Annotated in this window: 10 protein-coding genes; 3 read left to right on the top strand and 7 right to left on the bottom strand. The window is 75.0% G+C overall.

The features are described from left to right. The first annotated feature begins 288 nt into the window (after positions 1-288). From ACIP4P_RS06405 to ACIP4P_RS06415, 3 genes are all read left to right on the top strand, one after another. Positions 289-621: a PadR family transcriptional regulator gene (locus ACIP4P_RS06405; RefSeq protein WP_400916385.1), complete on the top strand. Its 333-nt coding sequence runs from the start codon at positions 289-291 to the stop codon at positions 619-621. Further along, positions 618-1,604, top strand: a complete 987-nt coding sequence (locus tag ACIP4P_RS06410; protein ID WP_400915371.1) for a hypothetical protein — start codon at positions 618-620, stop codon at positions 1,602-1,604. Before ACIP4P_RS06405 ends, ACIP4P_RS06410 begins: the two co-directional genes overlap by 4 nt. Before the next feature lie 319 nt (positions 1,605-1,923). Further along, positions 1,924-3,318, top strand: coding sequence for a hypothetical protein (locus ACIP4P_RS06415; RefSeq protein ID WP_400915373.1), 1,395 nt, complete (start codon positions 1,924-1,926; stop codon positions 3,316-3,318). A 69-nt stretch (positions 3,319-3,387) separates the two neighbouring features. Here ACIP4P_RS06415 and ACIP4P_RS06420 read toward each other — a convergent pair whose 3' ends face one another. The 7 genes from ACIP4P_RS06420 to ACIP4P_RS06450 all read right to left on the bottom strand — a co-directional run bounded on the left by ACIP4P_RS06420 (position 3,388) and on the right by ACIP4P_RS06450 (position 19,086). Further along, entirely contained in the window at positions 3,388-4,272 is an 885-nt protein-coding gene (locus ACIP4P_RS06420) for a hypothetical protein (RefSeq protein ID WP_400915375.1), read from the bottom strand. Positions 4,273-4,317: 45 nt separating this feature from the next. Beyond that, the gene (locus tag ACIP4P_RS06425; RefSeq protein WP_400915377.1) at positions 4,318-5,220 is read right to left on the bottom strand and encodes a 4'-phosphopantetheinyl transferase family protein; all 903 of its coding nucleotides are present in this window, start codon (positions 5,218-5,220) and stop codon (positions 4,318-4,320) included. 51 nt (positions 5,221-5,271) lie between these two features. Further along, the gene (gene ddaH, locus ACIP4P_RS06430; protein ID WP_400915378.1) at positions 5,272-6,159 is read right to left on the bottom strand and encodes a dimethylargininase; all 888 of its coding nucleotides are present in this window, start codon (positions 6,157-6,159) and stop codon (positions 5,272-5,274) included. 67 nt (positions 6,160-6,226) lie between these two features. Further along, complete coding sequence (locus ACIP4P_RS06435) at positions 6,227-7,534, bottom strand: MFS transporter (RefSeq protein WP_400915380.1); 1,308 nt, start codon at positions 7,532-7,534, stop codon at positions 6,227-6,229. After that, a complete protein-coding gene (locus ACIP4P_RS06440) occupies positions 7,531-17,799 on the bottom strand; it encodes an amino acid adenylation domain-containing protein (protein ID WP_400915381.1) in 10,269 nt (3,422 codons plus the stop codon). Before ACIP4P_RS06440 ends, ACIP4P_RS06435 begins: the two co-directional genes overlap by 4 nt. 33 nt (positions 17,800-17,832) lie before the next feature. After that, positions 17,833-18,864 carry a TauD/TfdA family dioxygenase gene (locus tag ACIP4P_RS06445; protein WP_400915382.1) on the bottom strand — a complete coding sequence of 344 codons (1,032 nt, stop codon included), beginning with the start codon at positions 18,862-18,864 and terminating at the stop codon, positions 17,833-17,835. A gap of 12 nt (positions 18,865-18,876) precedes the next feature. After that, complete coding sequence (locus ACIP4P_RS06450; protein ID WP_350509165.1) at positions 18,877-19,086, bottom strand: MbtH family protein; 210 nt, start codon at positions 19,084-19,086, stop codon at positions 18,877-18,879. Positions 19,087-19,170: the final 84 nt, after the last annotated feature.

Raw genomic sequence — 19,170 nt, forward strand, 5'->3', positions numbered from 1 at the left:
CTGCGGCGAATCGCAGCCCCTTGCCCTGCTCCGCAGGAGTTCCGTTTCCTCCCCCGACTAAAGCCGGGGGTATCCACGGAGGTATCTGATGACAGGTCGTGGCGGCGAGGGGCGATCGCGGCGGGGGTTCGATCGCGGCGGGCCCAGGGTGCCGAGCCTTCCGTGCGTCAGGCCCCCTCCACCGTAGGGGCATCCGGGGCCGGGGCCGTAACTGCGGCGATGCGGGCCCCCATTGCCGGACACTACGGTGACCGTACTATGGTGGTCGGCGTGACGAAGAAACGCTCCATGCAGGAGCCCACCTTCCTGATCCTCACCGCCCTCGCCGATCAGCCGCGACACGGCTACGCCCTCGGCGACGAGGTCACCGCGATCTCCGACGGCCGGGTACGGCTCGGTGCCGGCAGCCTGTACGGCACCCTCGACCGGCTGCTCGCCGAAGGCCTCATCCGGGTCGAACGGGAGGAGACCGTCGACGGACGCCCCCGCCGCGTCTTCGCCCTCACCCCGACCGGCACCCAAGCCCTCACCGACGAGAGCGAGCGGATGCGGGCCGCCCTCCGCGAGGCCGACCGACGCCTCGCCCTCACCCGCAACCGGCTCGCAGGAGGCCCGGCATGACCCCGCACCAGCACGACCACCGGAACGACCGGCAGAACGACCGGCAGAACGGCGACCGGGCCGGCCGCCTGACGACCCGCCTGCTGCGCCGCGCCCTCACCCTCTACCCGGACTCCTACGGCCCCGACGCACTGTCCGACGTCGCCGACCACGCCGAACGCCGCCTCCGTACCGCGGGCCCGCTCGCCGGACTGCGCGAGGTCGCCGACGTGGCCGGGCACGGCCTCCGGGTCCGGTTCGGCCTGACCTCCCACCGGCCGGCGGGTCAGGCCCTGGCCACCGCGGCCCCGATCGCCGCGGCCCTGGTCGGCGCCTACGCCGCCGTGCACCTCTGGTGGGCCGTCCGGGCCGCCGGCGATCCGGGCGGCTGGGCGCGCATCGCGCTGCTCGTCCCCGCCGCGCTGATGGCGCTCGCGGCCCTGACCGGCCGCTGGACCGCGGCCCGGGCCCTGGCGGCGGCCACCGTCGTCCTGATGCCGCTGCCCACCCTGCTCGGCCACCCCGAACTGCCCGACGCGTACGCCCACATCCCGCTCACCTACAGCCTGGGCGGCCCGGACACCGCGCTGTTCGCCCTCAACGCCCTCGTGCTGCTGATCGCCCCGCCGGACCGCACCACCCAACCGCGCACCGCCGTGCCGTGGGCGGTCGTGATCGCACTCACCGCCGCGGACCTCGCCCTCGACCTGAGCGTCGGCTCGGGCGGAGCGACGGTCGTCTTCCGCACCGGATTCCACCTCGCCGCCCCGCTGGTCACCGGCGCGGCCGTCGCCTGCACCACCCGCACGGTCAGCTCCGCGGCGCTGACCACGGCCGTCCTGGCCGTGCCGCCGCTGTTCACCCCCACCCTGATGGGCTACTACTCCTTGAACGCCACCGACGCCCTGTCCCTGGCGGTGCCGTTCGCCGCCGGGTACGCGGCCGCACTCACCGCGATCCGGCTGAAGGACCGGCTCAACCCCCGCCCCGAAGCCCAGCGCTGACCCGGACCCCGACCCCCGGCGCCCCGCCGCGGCGGGTACTCCCGATCGCCACCCCACCGGGAGTACCCGCCAGGCGGCCCGCGGCCGCACCGGGTACGGCACGGGGTCGCTACCTCGAAATCGGACGATCAGGGCATCTAATGAGGTTTTGTCCTGATTTTCTGTCAGCCGTCCTGTCATGCCCGCGCCTTGGAGCGTGAGCCCGCAGGGCGCTGTGCTGTGAGGAGAGGTGAACCCTCGGATGAGTGCTCGTACGTGTGGGCAGGACCCGGTCGGCTCAGCTGGACGCCGCGGGGAGCGCGGTGTGGGGTTGGCGTCGATGGGAGGCGCATTGCTGTCCGGGATGGCACTGCTGGCGGCCACGGCCCCGCCGGCGGCCGCCGCACCCATGGACACCAGACCGGTGCGGGCGCACCGGGCCGATCCGTCGCAGACCTTCACCTTCACCGGCGCGGCACAGACCCTGACGGTCCCGGCGGGGGCCGTGGTCACCATCACCGCGGACGGTGCCGGCGGCGCCGACAACACCGGTACCCCGTGTTCCGTCACGGGGACGGGCGGGGCGGGGGCACGGGTGGTGACCACCCTGCCGCGGACCACCGCCCCGACGACCTTCACCGTCGACGTCGGCGGCACCGGCGGCAAGGGCTGCAACGGCACCGGCGTGGGAGGCGCCGGCGGGTTCAACGGCGGCGCCCCGGGCGGGACCTTCCCGGCCACCGGCTTCCAGTTCGAAGGCCCGGGCGGCGGCGGGGCGTCCAGCGTCAGCGCGGGCGGCGCCCTGCTGGTGGTCGCCGGAGGCGGCGGTGCGGCCGGCGGCACCGGAGCGGGCTCCGCCGGCGGGAACGGGGGCGGCGGCGGGACGGCGGACGCCACCAACGGCACCGCGGGAGGTTTCACCGGCCCCGGGTCCTCGCCGGGCCAGGGCGGGAACGGCGGCTCCACCACCACCAGCACCGGCGGCACCGGCGGGGCCGCCGGTAGCGGAACGAACTGCGGCGCTACGAGTGGCGGGCCGGGGGGCGGATTCGCCGGTGCCACGGTCGGTCTCGGCGGTGCCGGGGGCAGCATCGGGGCCGGTTGCGCCCTCACCATCACGGGTGCCGGTGGCGGCGGCGGTGGCGGGTACTTCGCCGGCGGGGGCGGCGGCAGCGCCACCGTCGACAACAGGGGCACCTCGGGTGGCGGAGGCGGCGGCGGTGGGGGCAGCAGCTTCGCCGCCCCGTCCGGCACCGGCACCACCTACGGTGCCTCCACCGTCGGGACGGCGAACAACAACGGCCAGGTGACCATCTCCTACACGCTCGCCTCCCTGACCGTCGCCAAGACCCACAGCGGGCACTTCACCCAGGGCCGGGACGGCACCTACACCATCACCGTCGGCAACGACGTCGGGGCCGCCCCGACCGACGGCAGCACGGTCACCGTGTACGACACCCTCCCCGACGGGCTCAGGGCCGACGGCATCAGCGGCGCCGGCTGGAACTGCAGCCTGATCAACCTCACCTGCACCCGTGACGACGTCCTCGCCGCCGGCAGCAGCTACCCGCCCATCACCCTCCAGGTCGATGTCTCCTGCAGCGCCCGCGACCAGGTGACGAACGTGGCCACCGCCATCGGCGGCGGCGACACCGCCAGCCACATCGTCACCGACCCCACCAGGATCAAGGGCCACGACCACGACGACCGCTGCGAGCGCCACGAGCACTGGTGACCCGACCGGACACACGTCGGGGCCCCGACCGCAGTGCGGTCGGGGCCCAGACGTGTTTCCGGTGGTCTTCTAGCGGGGCAGCACCACGTGGACCAGGTAGGGCAGGACGGCGACGGCCCGCGGGTCCTGGTCGAGCAGGATGGCGGCCGGGGCGTGGCCCTGGGCGCGCAGGGCGTCGAAGGGGCGCGAGCGGGGCGCCTCCGGGGGAGGCCGGACGCCGGCCGGGAGCTCCTGGTCCGGCCGGACGTCGGGCGAGGTCCGGCCGTCGCGTCGGAGCAGGCGGTCGGCGGCCCGGTGGACGGCCTCCGCGCGGGTGGTGCCGGTGGCGATCACGGTGCCCGGGAACGGGTCGAGCCGCAGCGCGCAGGCGTGGACGGCGAGCAGGTGCGACAGGTCGTGCCCGACCGGGACACCGCACGGACGCAGCGGCCCGACCGCGCAGGCCGTGCAGTCGGCCGGATGGCACCCGCCGTCGCAGCGCGACTCCAGGTCCGCCCGGGGGACCCGGACGCCCGGGGCGGCGAGCCGCTCCGCGAGCAGCGCCTCGCACTGCTGGGCCAGGCCCTCCTCCAGGGCCCCGAGCCAGGTGAGGCCGGCCGCCGCCCCGACCGGGGGCCGGCCGACCGCGGGGACGTCGCCGAGCGGGATGCGGCGGAGTCCGCCCGTCAGCAGGTCCATGCCCCAGACGGCGGGCGCGCCGCGAGGCCCGGTGGGGCGCAGCCGGTCGGCGGCGAGCGCGGCGAGCGCGGTCAGCACGGCGTCCAGCCGCTCCTGCTGGGGGTCGCGGGCCGTCCCGGGGAGGTCGCCGCGGACCGCCGCCGCGGCGAGCACCGGATCGGCCGCCGCCCGGGCGAGCACCTCCTCACCGTGGACCTCGGCGCCACCCAGCACGGCGGCGAAGGCTGCCCGGACCCCCGCCTCGGTCGGGGGGTGGGTGAGCTCCTCGGTCGTCATCCTCGGCCGTTCCTCTCCTGGGTCGCTGCCGACAGGTTCGTCGGTTCATGGAAACAGCGGGTGATATGCGGTCGATAGATTCCTGATCTCCGAGCCGGTGGGAACGTCGAACGGGCCGGTGTCCGAGGAGTCCTGACTGTCTGACGGTCCATGGCCGCCGGACGGTTCACGGCCGTCCGGCGGCCGTGCGGAGCGGGGTGCGGCGTACGCGACGGCCGCCGCGTACCCCGGGGGCACCGCGAGGTCGGCCAGGGTCCATCCGGGCAGGCCGGTCGGGCGCTCGCCGGCCCCGACGTAGGCGAGGGCGGGATCGACCCCGAGGCCGGTGCCGATGCCCTTGAGGTACGCCTCCTTGCGGCACCAGCAGCGGCCGAACGCGGCCAGCCGGTCCGCCGGGGCCGCGAGCCGCGCCAGTTCGGCGGTCTCCCCCGGGTGCAGGGAGTCCGCGAGTTCGTCGGCGACCTCCGGCTCCGGGAGCAGTTCCACGTCCACCCCGACCGGGGTCGGCCCGAAGGCGAACAGCACCAGGTCCCCGCTGTGCGAGAGCGAGAAGTGCAGGTCGGCCCCCGGTACGGCCGGGCGGCCGTGCGGGCCCGCGCAGAGCGGGCAGGGTTCGCGGTCCAGCACCACCTCGGCCGGGTCCACGGCGAGGTAGGCGCCGAGCAGTCGGCGCAGGCCCAGGTGGGCGGCGGCGTACCGGTCGCGCTCGGCGGCGATCCGCAGTTCCGCGTGGCGCCGGCGCTCGGCCGCGTCCAGCACCTGGTGGGCGTCGCCGATCACCGCCCGGTGCTCGCTGACGGCCAACTGCCAGACGTCGGGCAGCTGGTGCGGACGGTACAGGGCGGCGGGCAGCGGGCCGGGCGGGACCGGCCGGGGGCGGCGGACGGGTACGCCGGTCGCGCTGCCGGTGGCGGCGGCCGTGGCGCTGTCGAGCAGGGTTGCGGGCATCTGGGCCTCGTCGTTCGGTCGTCGGTGGCCTGCGGCGGGGCGGCGCGGTGGTCAGGCGCCGGCCGGGCGGGGGCGGATCTCCAACGTGCAGCACTTGGCGCTGCCGCCGCCCTTGAGCAGTTCGGACAGGTCCAGCCCGATCGGCCGGAAGCCGCGGGCGCGCAGTTGCTCGGCGACGCCGGTGGCGGCCTCGGGCAGGATCACGTGGTAGCCGTCGCTGACCACGTTGAGGGCGAACACCGCGGCGTCGGCCTCGGTCACCCGGACCGCGTCGGGGAACAGCCGCTCCAGCACTGCCCGGCTGCCCGCGGAGAACGCCTCCGGGTAGTACATGATCTCGTCGCCGTCGAGCACCGCCAGCGCGGTGTCCAGGTGGTAGAAGCGCGGGTCGACCAACTCCAGGCTGATCACCGGCCGCCCGAAGAACTCCTGGGCCTCGGCGTGGCTCTCGGGGGTGCTGCGGAACCCGGTGCCGGCCAGCAGGCAGCTGCGGGTGGCGAGGAAGTCGCCCTCGCCCTCGTTGACGTGGACCGGGTCGTGCACCTCCTGGTAGCCGTTGGCGCGGAACCACTCCAGGTAGGCCGGCCCCTCGGCCGCGCGCTCGGCGTTGCGGAACCTCACCCCGAGGACCTTGCCGTCGACGATCGTCGCCCCGTTCGCCGCGTACACCATGTCCGGGCAGTCCGGCAGCGGCTCGATCAACTCGACGGTGTGGCCGAGCTCCTGGTGGAGCGCCCGGAGCTGTTCCCACTGGGCGACGGCGAGTCCGGCGTCCACCGGCTTGCTGGGGTCCATCCACGGGTTGATGGCGTAGGTGACGTCGAAGTGGGTGGGCCGGCACATCAGGTAGTGGCGGGCCCGGGGCGTACGGGTTCTGCCGGTCCGGGTCCGGGTCTGGGTCTGGGTCTGGGTCTGGGTCTGGGTCTGGGTCTGGGTCATGGCGCAACTCTCGATTCGGTGACGGGTCGACCCGCGGTCGGCGGAGGGGAGTACGGGAGGGGGCCGGTCAGTCGCGGCGCGGGCCGGGCAGGTCGCGGGCGGTGCGCACGGGGCTCGCGAGCAGGAGCAGGCCGGCGGCCAGCAGCACCCCCGCCATGATCCAGATGGTGGGCCGCGCCCCGAGGGCGTCGCCCAGGAAGCCGCCGAGCAGCGCGCCGACCGGGATCGCCCCGTAGCCGATGGTCGAGGTGCTGGCCCGCACCCGGCCGAGCAGCGCGGGCGGGCAGTAGGTCTGCGAGAAGGTGCCCGAGATGACGTTGCCCGCGACCACCCCGCACACGGCGACGCCCCAGGCCAGCGCGCCCACCGCGACCGGCAGTTGCCGCCCGGAGAAGGGCAGCAGGAAGATCAGCGGGGCGACCGTCAGCATGCACGCCAGCAGGCCGTGCGCGGTGCCCAGGCGGCGGGCGATCCGGGCCGCGACGGCCGCACCGGCCAGCCCGCCGACGCTGACCACCGCGAACACGGCGCCGACGGCCCCCGGCGACAGGCCGACCTCGCGGACCAGGAAGACCGTCTGCACGGCCTGGATCCCGTTCAGGGCGAGGTTGGCCAGCATGCTGAAACAGGCGAGGGTGCGCAGGTAGCGGTCGCCCACGACGAACCGCACCCCCTCGGCGATCTCCCGGCCGAGCGCGCGCCGCGCCGCCGGTGCGGGCGGTTCCTCCCGCACCTCCAGGCGGCTCAGGCAGAACAGCGAGACCAGGTAGGAGACCGAGTCCAGGAGCAGGCCGGTGGCGGCGCCGAAGGCCTGGGCGACCAGGCCGGCCACGCCGGGCCCGGCGACGTCGACCGCCGACTCGCCGCCGCGCAGCTTGCCGTTGGCCTCCATCAGGTCGGGGGCCTCCACCACGGAGGGCAGCAGCGCGCCGTACGCGGTGGTGAAGAAGACCTTGGCCGCGCCGGACAGCAGGGCGACCAGCACCACCTGGGTGACCGTCAGCACGCCGAACCAGGCCGCCACCGGCACGCTGCCGAACAGCAGCGCGAGCGCCACGTCGCACACCAGCATCACCCGGCGGCGGCGCCAGCGGTCCACCCAGGCACCGGCCGGCAGGCCGATCAGCAGCCAGGGCAGCCAGGCCGCCGCGGTGATCACGCCCATCATCAGCGGGGAGGCGTCCAGGAGGACCACCGCGACCAGGGAGAGCGAGACATGGCCGACGGCGGTGCCGAGGCCGCTGGTGGTCTCCCCCAACCACAGCCTGCGGAAGCGGGGTTCGGCCCACAGGCCCCAGCGGCCACGGCCACGGTCGGGTGCGGGGGCGGGTGCGGTCTGCTCCGGCGCGGCCGCCGGTGCGCTGGTGGCGGTCATCGCCGCTCTCCCTCGATCGGGGTGGACATCGGGGTGGACATCGGGGCGTCCGGGACGACGGCCGGGGCGTGCGGGGCGTCCGGGGCGGACAGCCGCTTGGCCACGGCCTCGGCGTACTCGGCGAGCGGACCCGGCCGGGTCAGCGCGCCGTGGGTGCAGGGCAGGCGCAGGTGGTCGAGCTGCCCGGTGACGTGGGAGCGCCAGGCGCTCTCGTAGGGCCAGCCGGTCGGCTTGTCGAGGGTGGCGCCGACGAACAGCGCGTCGCCGTCGAAGACCCCGGGGGTGTGGGCCCGCTGCAGCGCCTGGTGGTCGGCGAAGACCTCGGGCAGCGCCGACGCGGCCGGTCCGAGCATCGCCGCCAGCGCCTCCTGCCCGGTGTCGTCCAGGCCGAGCGAGGCGAGCAGGTCCGCCCAGTCGTCCCGGCGCTCGGCCGGGTCGGGCTCGGCCAGGAACCCGGCGATCTCCGCCGTCGGGTAGCCGTCGACCAGGGTCAGCGAGCCGACCTCCGCTCCCTCCGCGCGGAGCCGGACCGCCATCGCGTGGGCGACGACCGCGCCGAAGGACCAGCCGAGCAGGTGGTACGGCCCGGACGGCTGGACGGCGCGGACCTCGCGCAGGTAGTGCGCGGCCATCGCTTGGACGCTGTCGGGCGTCTCGGCCCGCAGGCCGGGGGCCTGGAGGCCGTACACCGGGTGGGCGGCCTCCAGGTGGCGCAGCAGACCGGAGTAGACCCAGCTGATGCCGGCGGCCGGGTGCACGCAGAACAGCGGGGCGGCGGCGCCGCCGGTGCGCAGTGGCAGCAGCACGTCGAGCGCGTCCTGCGGGCGTTCCGCGTCGGCTTCCAGCCGGGCGGCCAGTCCGGCCGGCGTGGGGCACTCGAAGAGCGTGCGGATGCCGAGGTCGGCGCCGAGCACCGCCCGTACCCGGCTGAGCAGCCTGGTCGCCAGCAGCGAGTGGCCGCCGAGGTCGAAGAAGCCGTCGTCGACCGAGACCGTGTCCAGTCCGAGGGCCTCGGCGAAGAGTCCGCAGAGCAGTTCCTCGCGCGGGGTGCGCGGCAGGCGGCCGGCCGTGCCGCCGAACCGGGGCTGCGGCAGGGCCTTGCGGTCGAGCTTGCCGTTGGCGTTCAGCGGCAGCGCGTCGATCATCATCACGGTCGCCGGGACCATGTAGGCGGGCAGCAGCCCGGCGGCGAAGGCGCGGACCTCGGTGCCGTCGGCGCCGCCGGTCGCGTAGCCGACCAGCCGGTCCTGGTGGGCCACCACCACGGCCTGGGCCACTCCGGGGTGGCGGGTCAGTGCGGCTTCGACCTCGCCGAGTTCGATCCGGAAGCCGCGGATCTTGACCTGGTCGTCGGTGCGGCCCAGGTACTCCAGCAGGCCGTCCTCCCGGCGGCGCACCAGGTCGCCGGTGCGGTACATCCGCTCGCCGGCCGCGAACGGGCAGGCGACGAAGCGCTCGGCGGTCAGCGCCGGGCGGCCCAGGTAGCCGCGGGCCTGGCCGGTGCCGGCCACGTACAACTCGCCCGGCACGCCCACCGGGACGGGCTCCAGCCGGCCGTCCAGCACGTACACCCGGGTGTCGTCCAGCGGGGCGCCGATCGGCACCCGGCCGGTGCCGAGGTCGGGGAGGGTGACGGCGTGCGCGGTGGCGGCCGTGGTGATCTCGGTCGGGCCGTACAGGTTGCGGACCGACAGCCGGGGGTGGCGTTCCAGCACGCGCCGCATGGTGGCGGCCGACGCGGTGTCACCGCCGGTGGCGAGGACCCGCAGGTCGGCGAAGGTCTCCGGTGCCTCCTCGGCGACCAGGTCGAACAGGCCCTTGGTGAGGAAGAGCGAGGTCACCCGGTGCCGTTCCACGGCGGCGCGTAGGCGGGCCGGGTCGAGGTCGCCGGGCGGGGCGACGACGACCGTACCGCCGGAGAGCAGCGGCACCCACAGCTCGTAGGTGGCGGCGTCGAAGGCGTGCGGGGAGTGCAGCAGCATCCGGTCGGGCCGCTCCCCGGTCCAGTGGTGGTCGGTGGCGAAGGCGGCCACGTCGTGGTGGGTGATCGCGACGCCCTTGGGCAGTCCGGTCGAGCCGGAGGTGTACATCACGTAGGCGAGCTGCTCCGGGTGCACCGAGGGAAGCGCGGACCCGGCCTCGTCGAGGGTGTCGGAGGGCCGGACCACCCGCACGCCGGGGTCGAAGCCCAGCTCCGTACGGTCCGTCAGCAGCACCCCCGCACCGGTCTCGGCCAGCACCCAGGCCAGCCGCTCCGGCGGCAGCGTCGCGTGCAGCGGCACGTACACCCCGCCCGCCCGCACGACCGCCAGCGTGGCCACCACCACGTCCACCGACCGCTCCAGCAGCATCGCCACCGGCGACTCCGCTCCGACGCCCAGCCCCACCAGCTGCCGGGCCAGCCGCTCCGAGAGGCGGTCCAACTCCGCGTAGGTGTAGGAGACTTCGTCCGAGACCACGGCCACCGCGGCCGGCGTCCGCGCCACCTGCGCCGCGAACGCCGCCGGCAGCGACACCGCCGACACCCCCCGCGAGGTGTCGTTCCAGCCCACCAGCAACCGCTCCCGCTCCACCCCACCGAGCAGGTCCACGGCACCGATCCGCACCCCCGGATCCGCCGCCACCTCCCCCAACAACCGCACCAGAGCCGCCGCCAACCGCTCCACCGTCGACCGGTCGAACAGGTCGACGGCGAAGTCCAGCGCGCCGTCGAGTCCGGCGGGGGCGCCCTCCTCGGTGAAGGACTCCGCCATGATCAGGTTGAGGTCGAACTTGGCGGAGCGGACGCCGAGCGGCTCGGGCACGGCGGTGAGTCCGGCGAGCCGCAGCTCGGCCTCCTCGTTGTTCTGCAGGGTCAGCATGACCTGGAACAGCGGGTGCCGGGTCATCGAGCGGGCCGGGTTGAGCTCCTCGACCAGACGGTCGAAGGGCACGTCCTCGTGGGAGTGGGCGTCCAGCTGCACCTCCCGCACCCGGGACAGCAGTTCGGCGAACCGCGGGTCCCCCGAGGTGTCGGTGCGCAGCACCAGCGTGTTGACGAAGAACCCGACCAGGTCGTCCAGCGCCTCGTCGGAACGCCCCGCCGTCACCGACCCGATCGGCACGTCCGTCCCGGCCCCGAACCTGGTCAGCACCGCGGCCAGCGCCGCCTGCAGCACCATGAACAGCGTGACCCGCTGCGAACGCGCCAACTCCGCCAGCGCAGCGTGCAGTTCGGTGTCCAGGGCGAGGGTGACGCGCTCGGCGCGCCGGTCCCCTCCGGTGGCGGGGCGCGCCTGGGCGTAGGGCAGCGTCAGCTCCTCGGGGCTGCCGGCCAGGGTCTCCTTCCAGTGGGCGAGCTGACGGGCGACCAGGCTGTCCGGGTCGTCCTCGGCACCGAGCAGGTCGCGCTGCCAGAGCGCGTAGTCGGCGTACTGCACCGGCAGCGGCTCCCAGTCGGGCGCCTCCCCTGCGCACCGGGCCGCGTAGGCGACCGCGAGGTCGCGCAGCAGCGGCGCCATCGACCAGCCGTCGCCGGCGATGTGGTGCAGCACCACCAGCAGCACGTGCTCGCGCTCGCCGAGCTCGAACAGGGTGGCGTGCAGGGGCAGTTCACCGGCCAGGTCGAAGGGCCGCCAGGCGGCCGCGGCCAGCACCCCGGACAGGTCCGCCGCCAGGCACTCCAGCGCGTCGAGCCGCAGTCGGAGGCCCTCGGCCGGGCGGACCTGCTGGCACGGCACTCCGTCGGTCTCGCCCACCACGGTGCGCAGGCTCTCGTGCCGGACCACGACGTCGGTGAGCGCGGCCCGCAGCGCCTCGCGGTCGAGCCGGCCGTGCAGCCGCAGCGCGAACGGCAGGTTGTACTGGGCGCTCGGACCCTGGATCCGGTCCAGCAGCCACATCCGCTGCTGGGCGAAGGAGAGCGGCAGGGTGTCCGGGCGCGGGCGGGCGGCGAGCGCGGTGCGGCCGCCGGCCGCGGTGTCCAGGCGGGCCGCGAGCTGGGCGACGGTGGGCGCGTCGAAGACCTCGCGCAGCTCCAGTTCCGCCCCGAGCACGGTCCTGATGCGGCTGATCAGCCGGGTGGCGAGCAGCGAGTGCCCGCCGAGGTCGAAGAAGCCGTCGTCGACCGAGACCGCGACCGGATCCAGCCCGAGGACCTCGGCGAAGAGCCCGCAGAGCAGTTCCTCCCGCAGGTCGCGCGGCGGACGGCCGGCGCCCCGGGCGGGGAGCACGGGCCGCGGCAGCGCCCTGCGGTCGAGCTTGCCGTTGGGGGTCACCGGCAGCGCGTCGATGACCACCAGGGCGGCCGGCACCATGTATTCGGGCAGCCGGGCGGCCAGGTGGGCGCGCAGCGCGGCGGTGTCCACGGCGTCGTCCCCGCCGCCGTCCCCGCCGTCCCCGCCGTCCTGCGGCACCACGTACCCGACCAGGCGCTGGTCCCCGGGAGTGTCCTCGCGCAGCACCACGACGGCGTGCGCGACCAGCGGGTGACCGGCCAGGGTGTTCTCGATCTCGCCGAGTTCGACCCGCAGGCCGCGGATCTTCACCTGGTCGTCGGCGCGGCCGAGGAAGAGCAGCGCGCCGTCCCGGCCCCAGCGGGCCACGTCGCCGGTGCGGTACATCCGGCTGCCGACCGGGCCGTACGGGTCGGCGACGAAGCGCTCGGCGGTCAGCCCGGGGCGGTTCAGGTAGCCGCGGGCCAGCTGGTCGCCCGCGAGGTAGAGGTCGCCGGGCACGCCCGGGGGCACCGGGCGCAGGTCCGCGTCCAGGACGTGGACCCGGGTGTTCCACACCGGCCGGCCGATCGGCACGTGCGGGTTGTCGGTGTCGTGCCGGCACGGCCAGGCGGTGACGTCGACCGAGGCCTCGGTGGGCCCGTAGAGGTTGTGCAGCGGCACGTCGAGCAGGGCGAGGAAGCGGTCCCGCAGGTCGGCGGGCAGGGCCTCGCCGCTGCAGAACACCGCGCGCAGCCCGGTGCAGCCGGCCGCCGCGGGCTCCTGCACGAAGACCTGGAGCATCGACGGCACGAAGTGGGTGACGGTGATCCGCTCGCGCCGGATCAGTTCCGCCAGGTAGGCCGGGTCGCGGTGGCCGCCGGGGCGGGCGAGCACCATGGTGGCGCCCTCCAGCAGCGGCCAGAAGAACTCCCAGACGGAGACGTCGAAGCCGAACGGCGTCTTCTGGAGCACCCGGTCGGCCGCGGTGAGGCGGTACTCGTGCTGCATCCAGGCCAGCCGGTTGACGATGCCCAGGTGCGGCACGGCCACGCCCTTGGGCTTGCCGGTCGAGCCGGAGGTGTAGATCACGTACGCGGGGTGGGCGGGCAGCAGCGGGGCCGGGCGGTCCGCGTCGGTGACCGGCGCGGCGGAGTGGGCGGACAGGTCGAGGTCCTCGTAGCGCAGCACCCCGGCGGTGCCGGCCGGGACGGCCGCGCCGCTCGCACCGGTGGTGAGCACCATGGCCGGGGCGGCGTCGGACAGCATGTGGCCGATCCGGTCGGCCGGGTACTCGGGGTCGACCGGCAGGTAGGCCGCGCCGGTCTTGAGGACGGCGAGCAGCGAGACCACCAGGCCGAGCGAGCGCTCCATGACCAGGGCGACGGTGCGCTCCGGGCCGGCGCCCAGGTCCAGCAGCAGCCGGGCCAGCCGGTTGGCGCGGGCGTCCAGTTCGGCGTGGTCGAGCTGCTCGTCGCCGCAGACCACGGCGGGGTGCCCGGGGGTGCGGGCGGCCTGCGCCGCGAGCAGGGCGGGCAGGGTGGCGGGGGTGACCGGGGCCGCGGTGTCGTTCCACTCCTCCAGGACGCGGCGCCGCTGGGCCTCGTCGAGGATCTCGACGGTCGCCACCGGGCGCTCCGGGTCGGCGGCGACGCCGGCCAGCAGCCGGACCAGGGCGGCGGCGAGGTCCCGGGCGGTCTCCGGGTCGAACAGGTCGGCCGCGTACTCCAGGACGCCGCCGACCCCGGTCGGCCGTCCGTCGGCACCGTGCCGCTCGGCCAGGTTGAGGGTCAGGTCGAAGGCCGTGGAGGAGAACTCGGTGGACTCGAACTCCGCTGCCACGCCGGGGAATTCGAGGGTGGCGCCGGTGGTGTTGTTGAACGCCAGCATCGCCTGGAAGAGCGGGTGGCGGCCGGTCGCGCGGGCCGGGTTGAGCTCCTCGACCAGGCGCTCGAAGGGGACGTCCTGGTGGGCGTAGGCGGCCAGGCTGGCGGCCCGGACCCGGGCCAGCAGCTCCGCGAAACCGGGACGGCCGGACAGGTCGACGCGCAGCACCAGGGTGTTGGCGAAGAAGCCGACCAGGCCGCCGAGGGCGTCGTCCGCGCGGCCCTCGACGGGTGCGCCGAGCGGGATGTCCTCGCCGGCGCCGAAGCGGCCGAGCACCGCGGCGAACGCGGCCTGGAACAGCATGAACGGGGTGACGTGGTGGGTGCGCGCCAGCGCCGTCAGCCGCTCGTACAGCTCGGGGTCCAGTTCGACCGGGACGCTCCCGCCCCGGTAGGAGGCGACGGCGGGGTGCGGCCGGTCGGTGGGCAGCGCCAGTTCGTCCGGCAGGCCTGTCAGGGACTGGCGCCAGAAGCCGAGCTGACGGGAGAGCAGGCTGTCCGGGTCGGCGGCGTCGCCGAGCAGGTCGCGCTGCCAGAGGGTGTAGTCGGCGTACTGGACCGGCAGCGCGGCCCACCCGGGGGCGCCGCCGGCCAGCCGGGCGCGGTAGGCGGTGGCGAGGTCGTCGAAGAGCGGGCTCAGCGAGGCGCCGTCCCCGGCGATGTGGTGCACGACCAGGACCAGGACGTGGTCCTCGGTGCCCCGCGGGATCAGGTAGGCGTGCAGCGGCACGTCGGCGGCCAGGTCGAAGACGTGGCCGGCGGCCTCGGCGACGGTGCGCTCGCCGACGGTGAGCAGCGGACCGGCCGGGGCGTCCAGCACCTGCTGGTACGGCTCGCCGGCGACCGGGCGGAAGACGGTGCGCAGCGCCTCGTGGCGCAGCACCACGTCGTGCAGGGCGCGGTCGAGGGCCTCGGCGTCCAGTGGGCCGCGCAGCCGCAGGGCCAGCGAGATGTTGTGCATCGGGCTGGGGCCTTCGAGCTGGCCGATGAACCAGAGCCGCTGCTGGGCGGAGGAGAGCGGCAGCCGCTCCGGGCGGTCGGCGCGGCGCAGGGCGGGCCGGGCCGAGGGGGTGGCCAGCCTTTGGGCGAGCTCGGCGACGGTGGGGGCCTGGAAGAGGTCCGGGATGGTGACCTCGGCGCCCAGGACGGTGCGGATCCGGGTGACCAGGCGGCTGGCCAGCAGGGAGTGGCCACCGAGGACGAAGAAGTCGTCGTCGACGGTGATCGAGTCGCGGCCGAAGACGCCGGCGAACAGGGAGCAGAGGATCTGTTCCTGCGGGGTGCGCGGGGCGCGGCCGCGGCCCTCGGTGACCAGGGCCGGCTCGGGCAGCGCCCGGCGGTCGACCTTGCCGTTGGCGTTCAACGGCAGGGTGTCGACCACCATGACGTGCGGGACCATGTAGCCGGGCAGCTGGTCCCCCGCGTGGGCGCGCAGTTCGGCCGCCAGGTCCGGCCGTTCGCCGCCAGGGGTGCAGTGGTCGGGGGTGCAGTAGGCGACCAGGCGCTTGTCGCCGTCCTCGGTGCGCACCACGACGACGACCTGGCCGACACCCGGGTGGCGGCCGAGGACGGCCTCGATCTCGCCGAGTTCGATCCGGAAGCCGCGGATCTTGACCTGGTCGTCGGTGCGGCCCAGGTACTCCAGCAGGCCGTCCTCCCGGCGGCGCACCAGGTCGCCGGTGCGGTACATCCGCTCGCCGGCCGCGAACGGGCAGGCGACGAAGCGCTCCGCGGTCAGGGCGGGGCGGTTGAGGTAGCCGCGGGCCTGGCCGGTGCCGGCCACGTACAGCTCGCCCGGCACGCCCACCGGGACGGGCTCCAGCCGGCCGTCCAGCACGTACACCCGGGTGTCGTCCAACGGGGCACCGATCGGCACCCGGCCCGCGGTGTCGGCGGCGGTGATGCGGTGGAAGGCGGCGAAGGTGGTGGTCTCGGTGGGGCCGTAGCCGTTGCCGAGCGTCACCTCCGGGCAGGCGTCGAGGACCCGGCGGACCATCGCCGGGGCGGCGGCGTCACCGCCGGTGGTGACCGCGCGCAGCCCGGCGAAGGTCTCCGGTGCCTCCTCGGCGACCAGGTCGAACAGGCCCTTGGTGAGCCAGAGGGCGGTGACGCCGTGGCGCTCGACCACCGCGCGCAGGCGGGCCGGGTCGAGGTCGCCGGGCGGGGCGACGACGACGGTGCCGCCGGACAGCAGCGGCACCCACAGCTCGTAGGTGGCGGCGTCGAAGGCGTGCGGCGAGTGCAGCAGGATGCGCCGGTGGTGCTCGGTCCAGCGGTGGTCGGTGGCGAGGGTGACGACGTCGTGGTGGGTGATCGCGACGCCCTTGGGCAGGCCGGTCGAGCCGGAGGTGTACATCACGTAGGCGAGCTGCTCCGGGTGCACCGAGGGAAGCGCGGACCCGGCCTCGGCGAGGGTGTCCGAGGGCCGGACCACCCGTATGCCGGGGTCGAAGCCGAGGTCCGTACGGTCCGTCAGCAACACACCCGCGCCGGTCTCGGCCAGCACCCAGGCCAGCCGCTCCGGCGGCAGCGTCGCGTGCAGCGGCACGTACACCCCGCCCGCCCGCACGACCGCCAGCGTGGCCACCACCACGTCCACCGACCGCTCCAGCAGCATCGCCACCGGCGACTCCGCTCCGACGCCCAACCCCACCAGCTGCCGGGCCAGCCGCTCCGAGAGACGGTCCAACTCCGCGTAGGTGTAGGAGACTTCGTCCGACACCACGGCCACCGCAGCCGGCGTCCGGGCCACCTGCGCCGCGAACGCCGCCGGCAACGACACCGCCGGCACCCCCCGCGAGGTGGCGTTCCACCCCACCAGCAACCGCTCCCGCTCCACCCCACCGAGCAGGTCCACGGCACCGATCCGCACCCCCGGATCCGCCGCCACCTCCCCCAACAACCGCACCAGAGCCGCCGCCAACCGCTCCACCGTCGACCGGTCGAACAGGTCGACGGAGTACTCGACGGAGCCGGTGAGCCCGTTCGGGGCGCCGTCCGCCGCGAGGGCCTCGGTCATGCCGATGTTGAGGTCGAACTTGGCGACCCTGATCCCGAGCGGCTCGCCGTCCGCGGTCAGCCCGGGCAGGTCGAGGCGGGCCTCCTCGTTGTTCTGCAGGACGAACATCACCTGGAACAGCGGGTGCCGGGCCGTCGAGCGGGCCGGGTTGAGCTCCTCGACCAGACGGTCGAAGGGCACGTCCTCATGGGAGTGGGCGTCCAACTGCACCTCCCGGACCCGGGACAGCAGTTCGGCGAACCGCGGATCCCCCGAGGTGTCGGTGCGCAGCACCAGCGTGTTGACGAAGAACCCGACCAGGTCGTCCAGCGCCTCGTCGGAACGCCCCGCCGTCACCGACCCGACCGGCACGTCCGTTCCGGCCCCGAACCTGGTCAGCACCGCGGCCAGCGCCGCCTGCAGCACCATGAACAGCGTGACCCGCTGCGAACGCGCCAACTCCGCCAGCGCGGCGTGCAGTTCGGGTTCGATCCGGAACGACAGCGCGTCGGCCCGGGCGCTCAGGGTGTGCGGCCGGGGGCGGTCGAAGGGCAGCGTCAGCTCCTCGGGACTGCCGGCCAGGACCTCCTTCCAGTGGGCGAGTTGCTGCGACAGCAGGCTCTCGGGGTCGGTGTCCTCGCCGAGGACCTCACGCTGCCAGCGCGCGTAGTCGGCGTACTGCACGGGCAGCGGCTCCCAGCCGGGCGCCTCCCCCGCGCGGCGGGCGGTGTACGCGGTGGCGAGGTCGCGCAGGAACGGGCCCTGCGACCAGCCGTCGCCGGCGATGTGGTGCAGCACCACCAGCAGCACGTGCTCGCGCTCGCCGAGCTCGAACAGGGTGATCCGGACGGGGAGTTCGCCGCTCAGGTCGAAGGCCCGGGCGGACGCCGAGTCGAGCAGGGCGGGGTAGCCCGCCGGGTCGGCGGTGCAGTCGACGACGTCGAGGACGAGATCCGCGGCCGCGGTGCCCACCGGTACCACCCGGGGCTCGGGGACCCCCGCGGCGGCCGGGAAGACCGTCCGCAGGGCCTCGTGCCGGGTGACCACGTCCACGGCCGCCTCCCGCAGGGCGTCCCGGTCCAGTTCGCCGTGCAGTCGCAGGGCGAACGGCAGGTTGTAGAGCGGGCCGGGCCCCTCGATCTGGTCGACCAGCCACAGGCGCTGCTGCGCAAACGAAACCGGGATCACGGATCTGTCCTTAACGTCACTGTGCGGGAGGGGTCACGCCGGGAGGACGGCGGGCAGGGCGCCGGCGGGCAGGGCCGCCGGAGCGACACCGGGGCGGCAGGCGAGGAGGTCGACGGGCTCGCCCATCACGACGGCGATCTTGCGGTCGCCCGTGAAGGGGTCGCGGCCGTGCGAGGTCGAGACGTTGTCGACCAGGAGCAGGTCGCCCCGCTGCCACGGCTCCCGTACGGTGGCCTCCTCGTAGGCCCGGTTGATGCCCGCCACCTCGTCCTCGGTGAGCGGGACGCCGTCGCCGATGCCGGTGTTGAAGGGCAGGCCGTCCGGGCCGAACTCCTCGGTGAGGGCCTCACGGATGACCGGGTCCAGCGACCACTCGCTCCAGAAGGCCATGTGGTTGAACCAGACCTCCTCGCCGGTGCCCGGGTGGACGACGGTGCCGGGGCGCAGCTGGCGGGTGCGCAGCCGGCCGTCCTCCTGCCACTCCCAGCCGATGTGGTTCTCGGTGCAGTAGGCCTCGACCGCGGCCGGGTCCTCGGTGGCGAAGGCGGTGCGCCAGTCCAGCGAGACGTACTCGGAGTAGTTGCGGGTGAGGGTCCAGCCGGTGGCGCGGACCCGCTCCAGGACCGTGGCCGGGAGGTTGGCCAGGACCTTGCGGCAGTCCGCGACCGGGGTGGCGCCGCCCTCGGCGGGGGCGATCAGGCAGGCGAACAGCAGCAGTCCCGGGAAGGTGAGGGTGTAGCTGTTCTCGTTGTGCATCCGGATCGCCTGGTTCGGCGGCAGGTCGGTGGAGGAGGCGACGCCGTTGCCGAAGTCGCTGCGCGGGGTGGCCTTCTCCCGGTACGGGGTGGGGTTGGGGAGCAGGACGTCGCGGACCGCGGCGACGTCCTCGCTGGTGGCCACCGGCAGGCCGCGCAGGAAGACCGCGCCGTGCTCGGCGAGGGCCTGCGCGATCTGCCGGTGGTGCTCGCGCAGCCAGCCGACGGCCGCGGTCATGCTGTCGATGCCGGGGATCCGGGTCAGCGCCGGGCGGCCCGGCTCGATCTCCCAGTGGAGTGTCTGCGCCATCGTCCCGGGCCCTCAGCCGGCCAGCGCGGCGACGAGGCTCGCCGGGCGGATGTCGGTCCAGTTCTCCTCGATGTGGGCGAGGCAGGCCTGGCGGGTGTCCTCACCGAAGACGGCCGTCCAGCCGGCCGGGACGTCGATCCAGCTCGGCCAGAGCGAGTGCTGGTTCTCCTCGTTGACCAGGACCTGATAGGTGCTGTTCTCGTCCTCGAAGGGGTTCGACATGGGTGGTTCCTCCGTCGGGTGGGCGTGCGATGCACGGTGCACTGGTGGTGGGTGGGGTGGGGCGGACGGACGGGCGCGGTGCCC

The organism is Kitasatospora sp. NPDC089509 (genome assembly GCF_044749365.1).
GTDB lineage: Bacteria > Actinomycetota > Actinomycetes > Streptomycetales > Streptomycetaceae > Kitasatospora.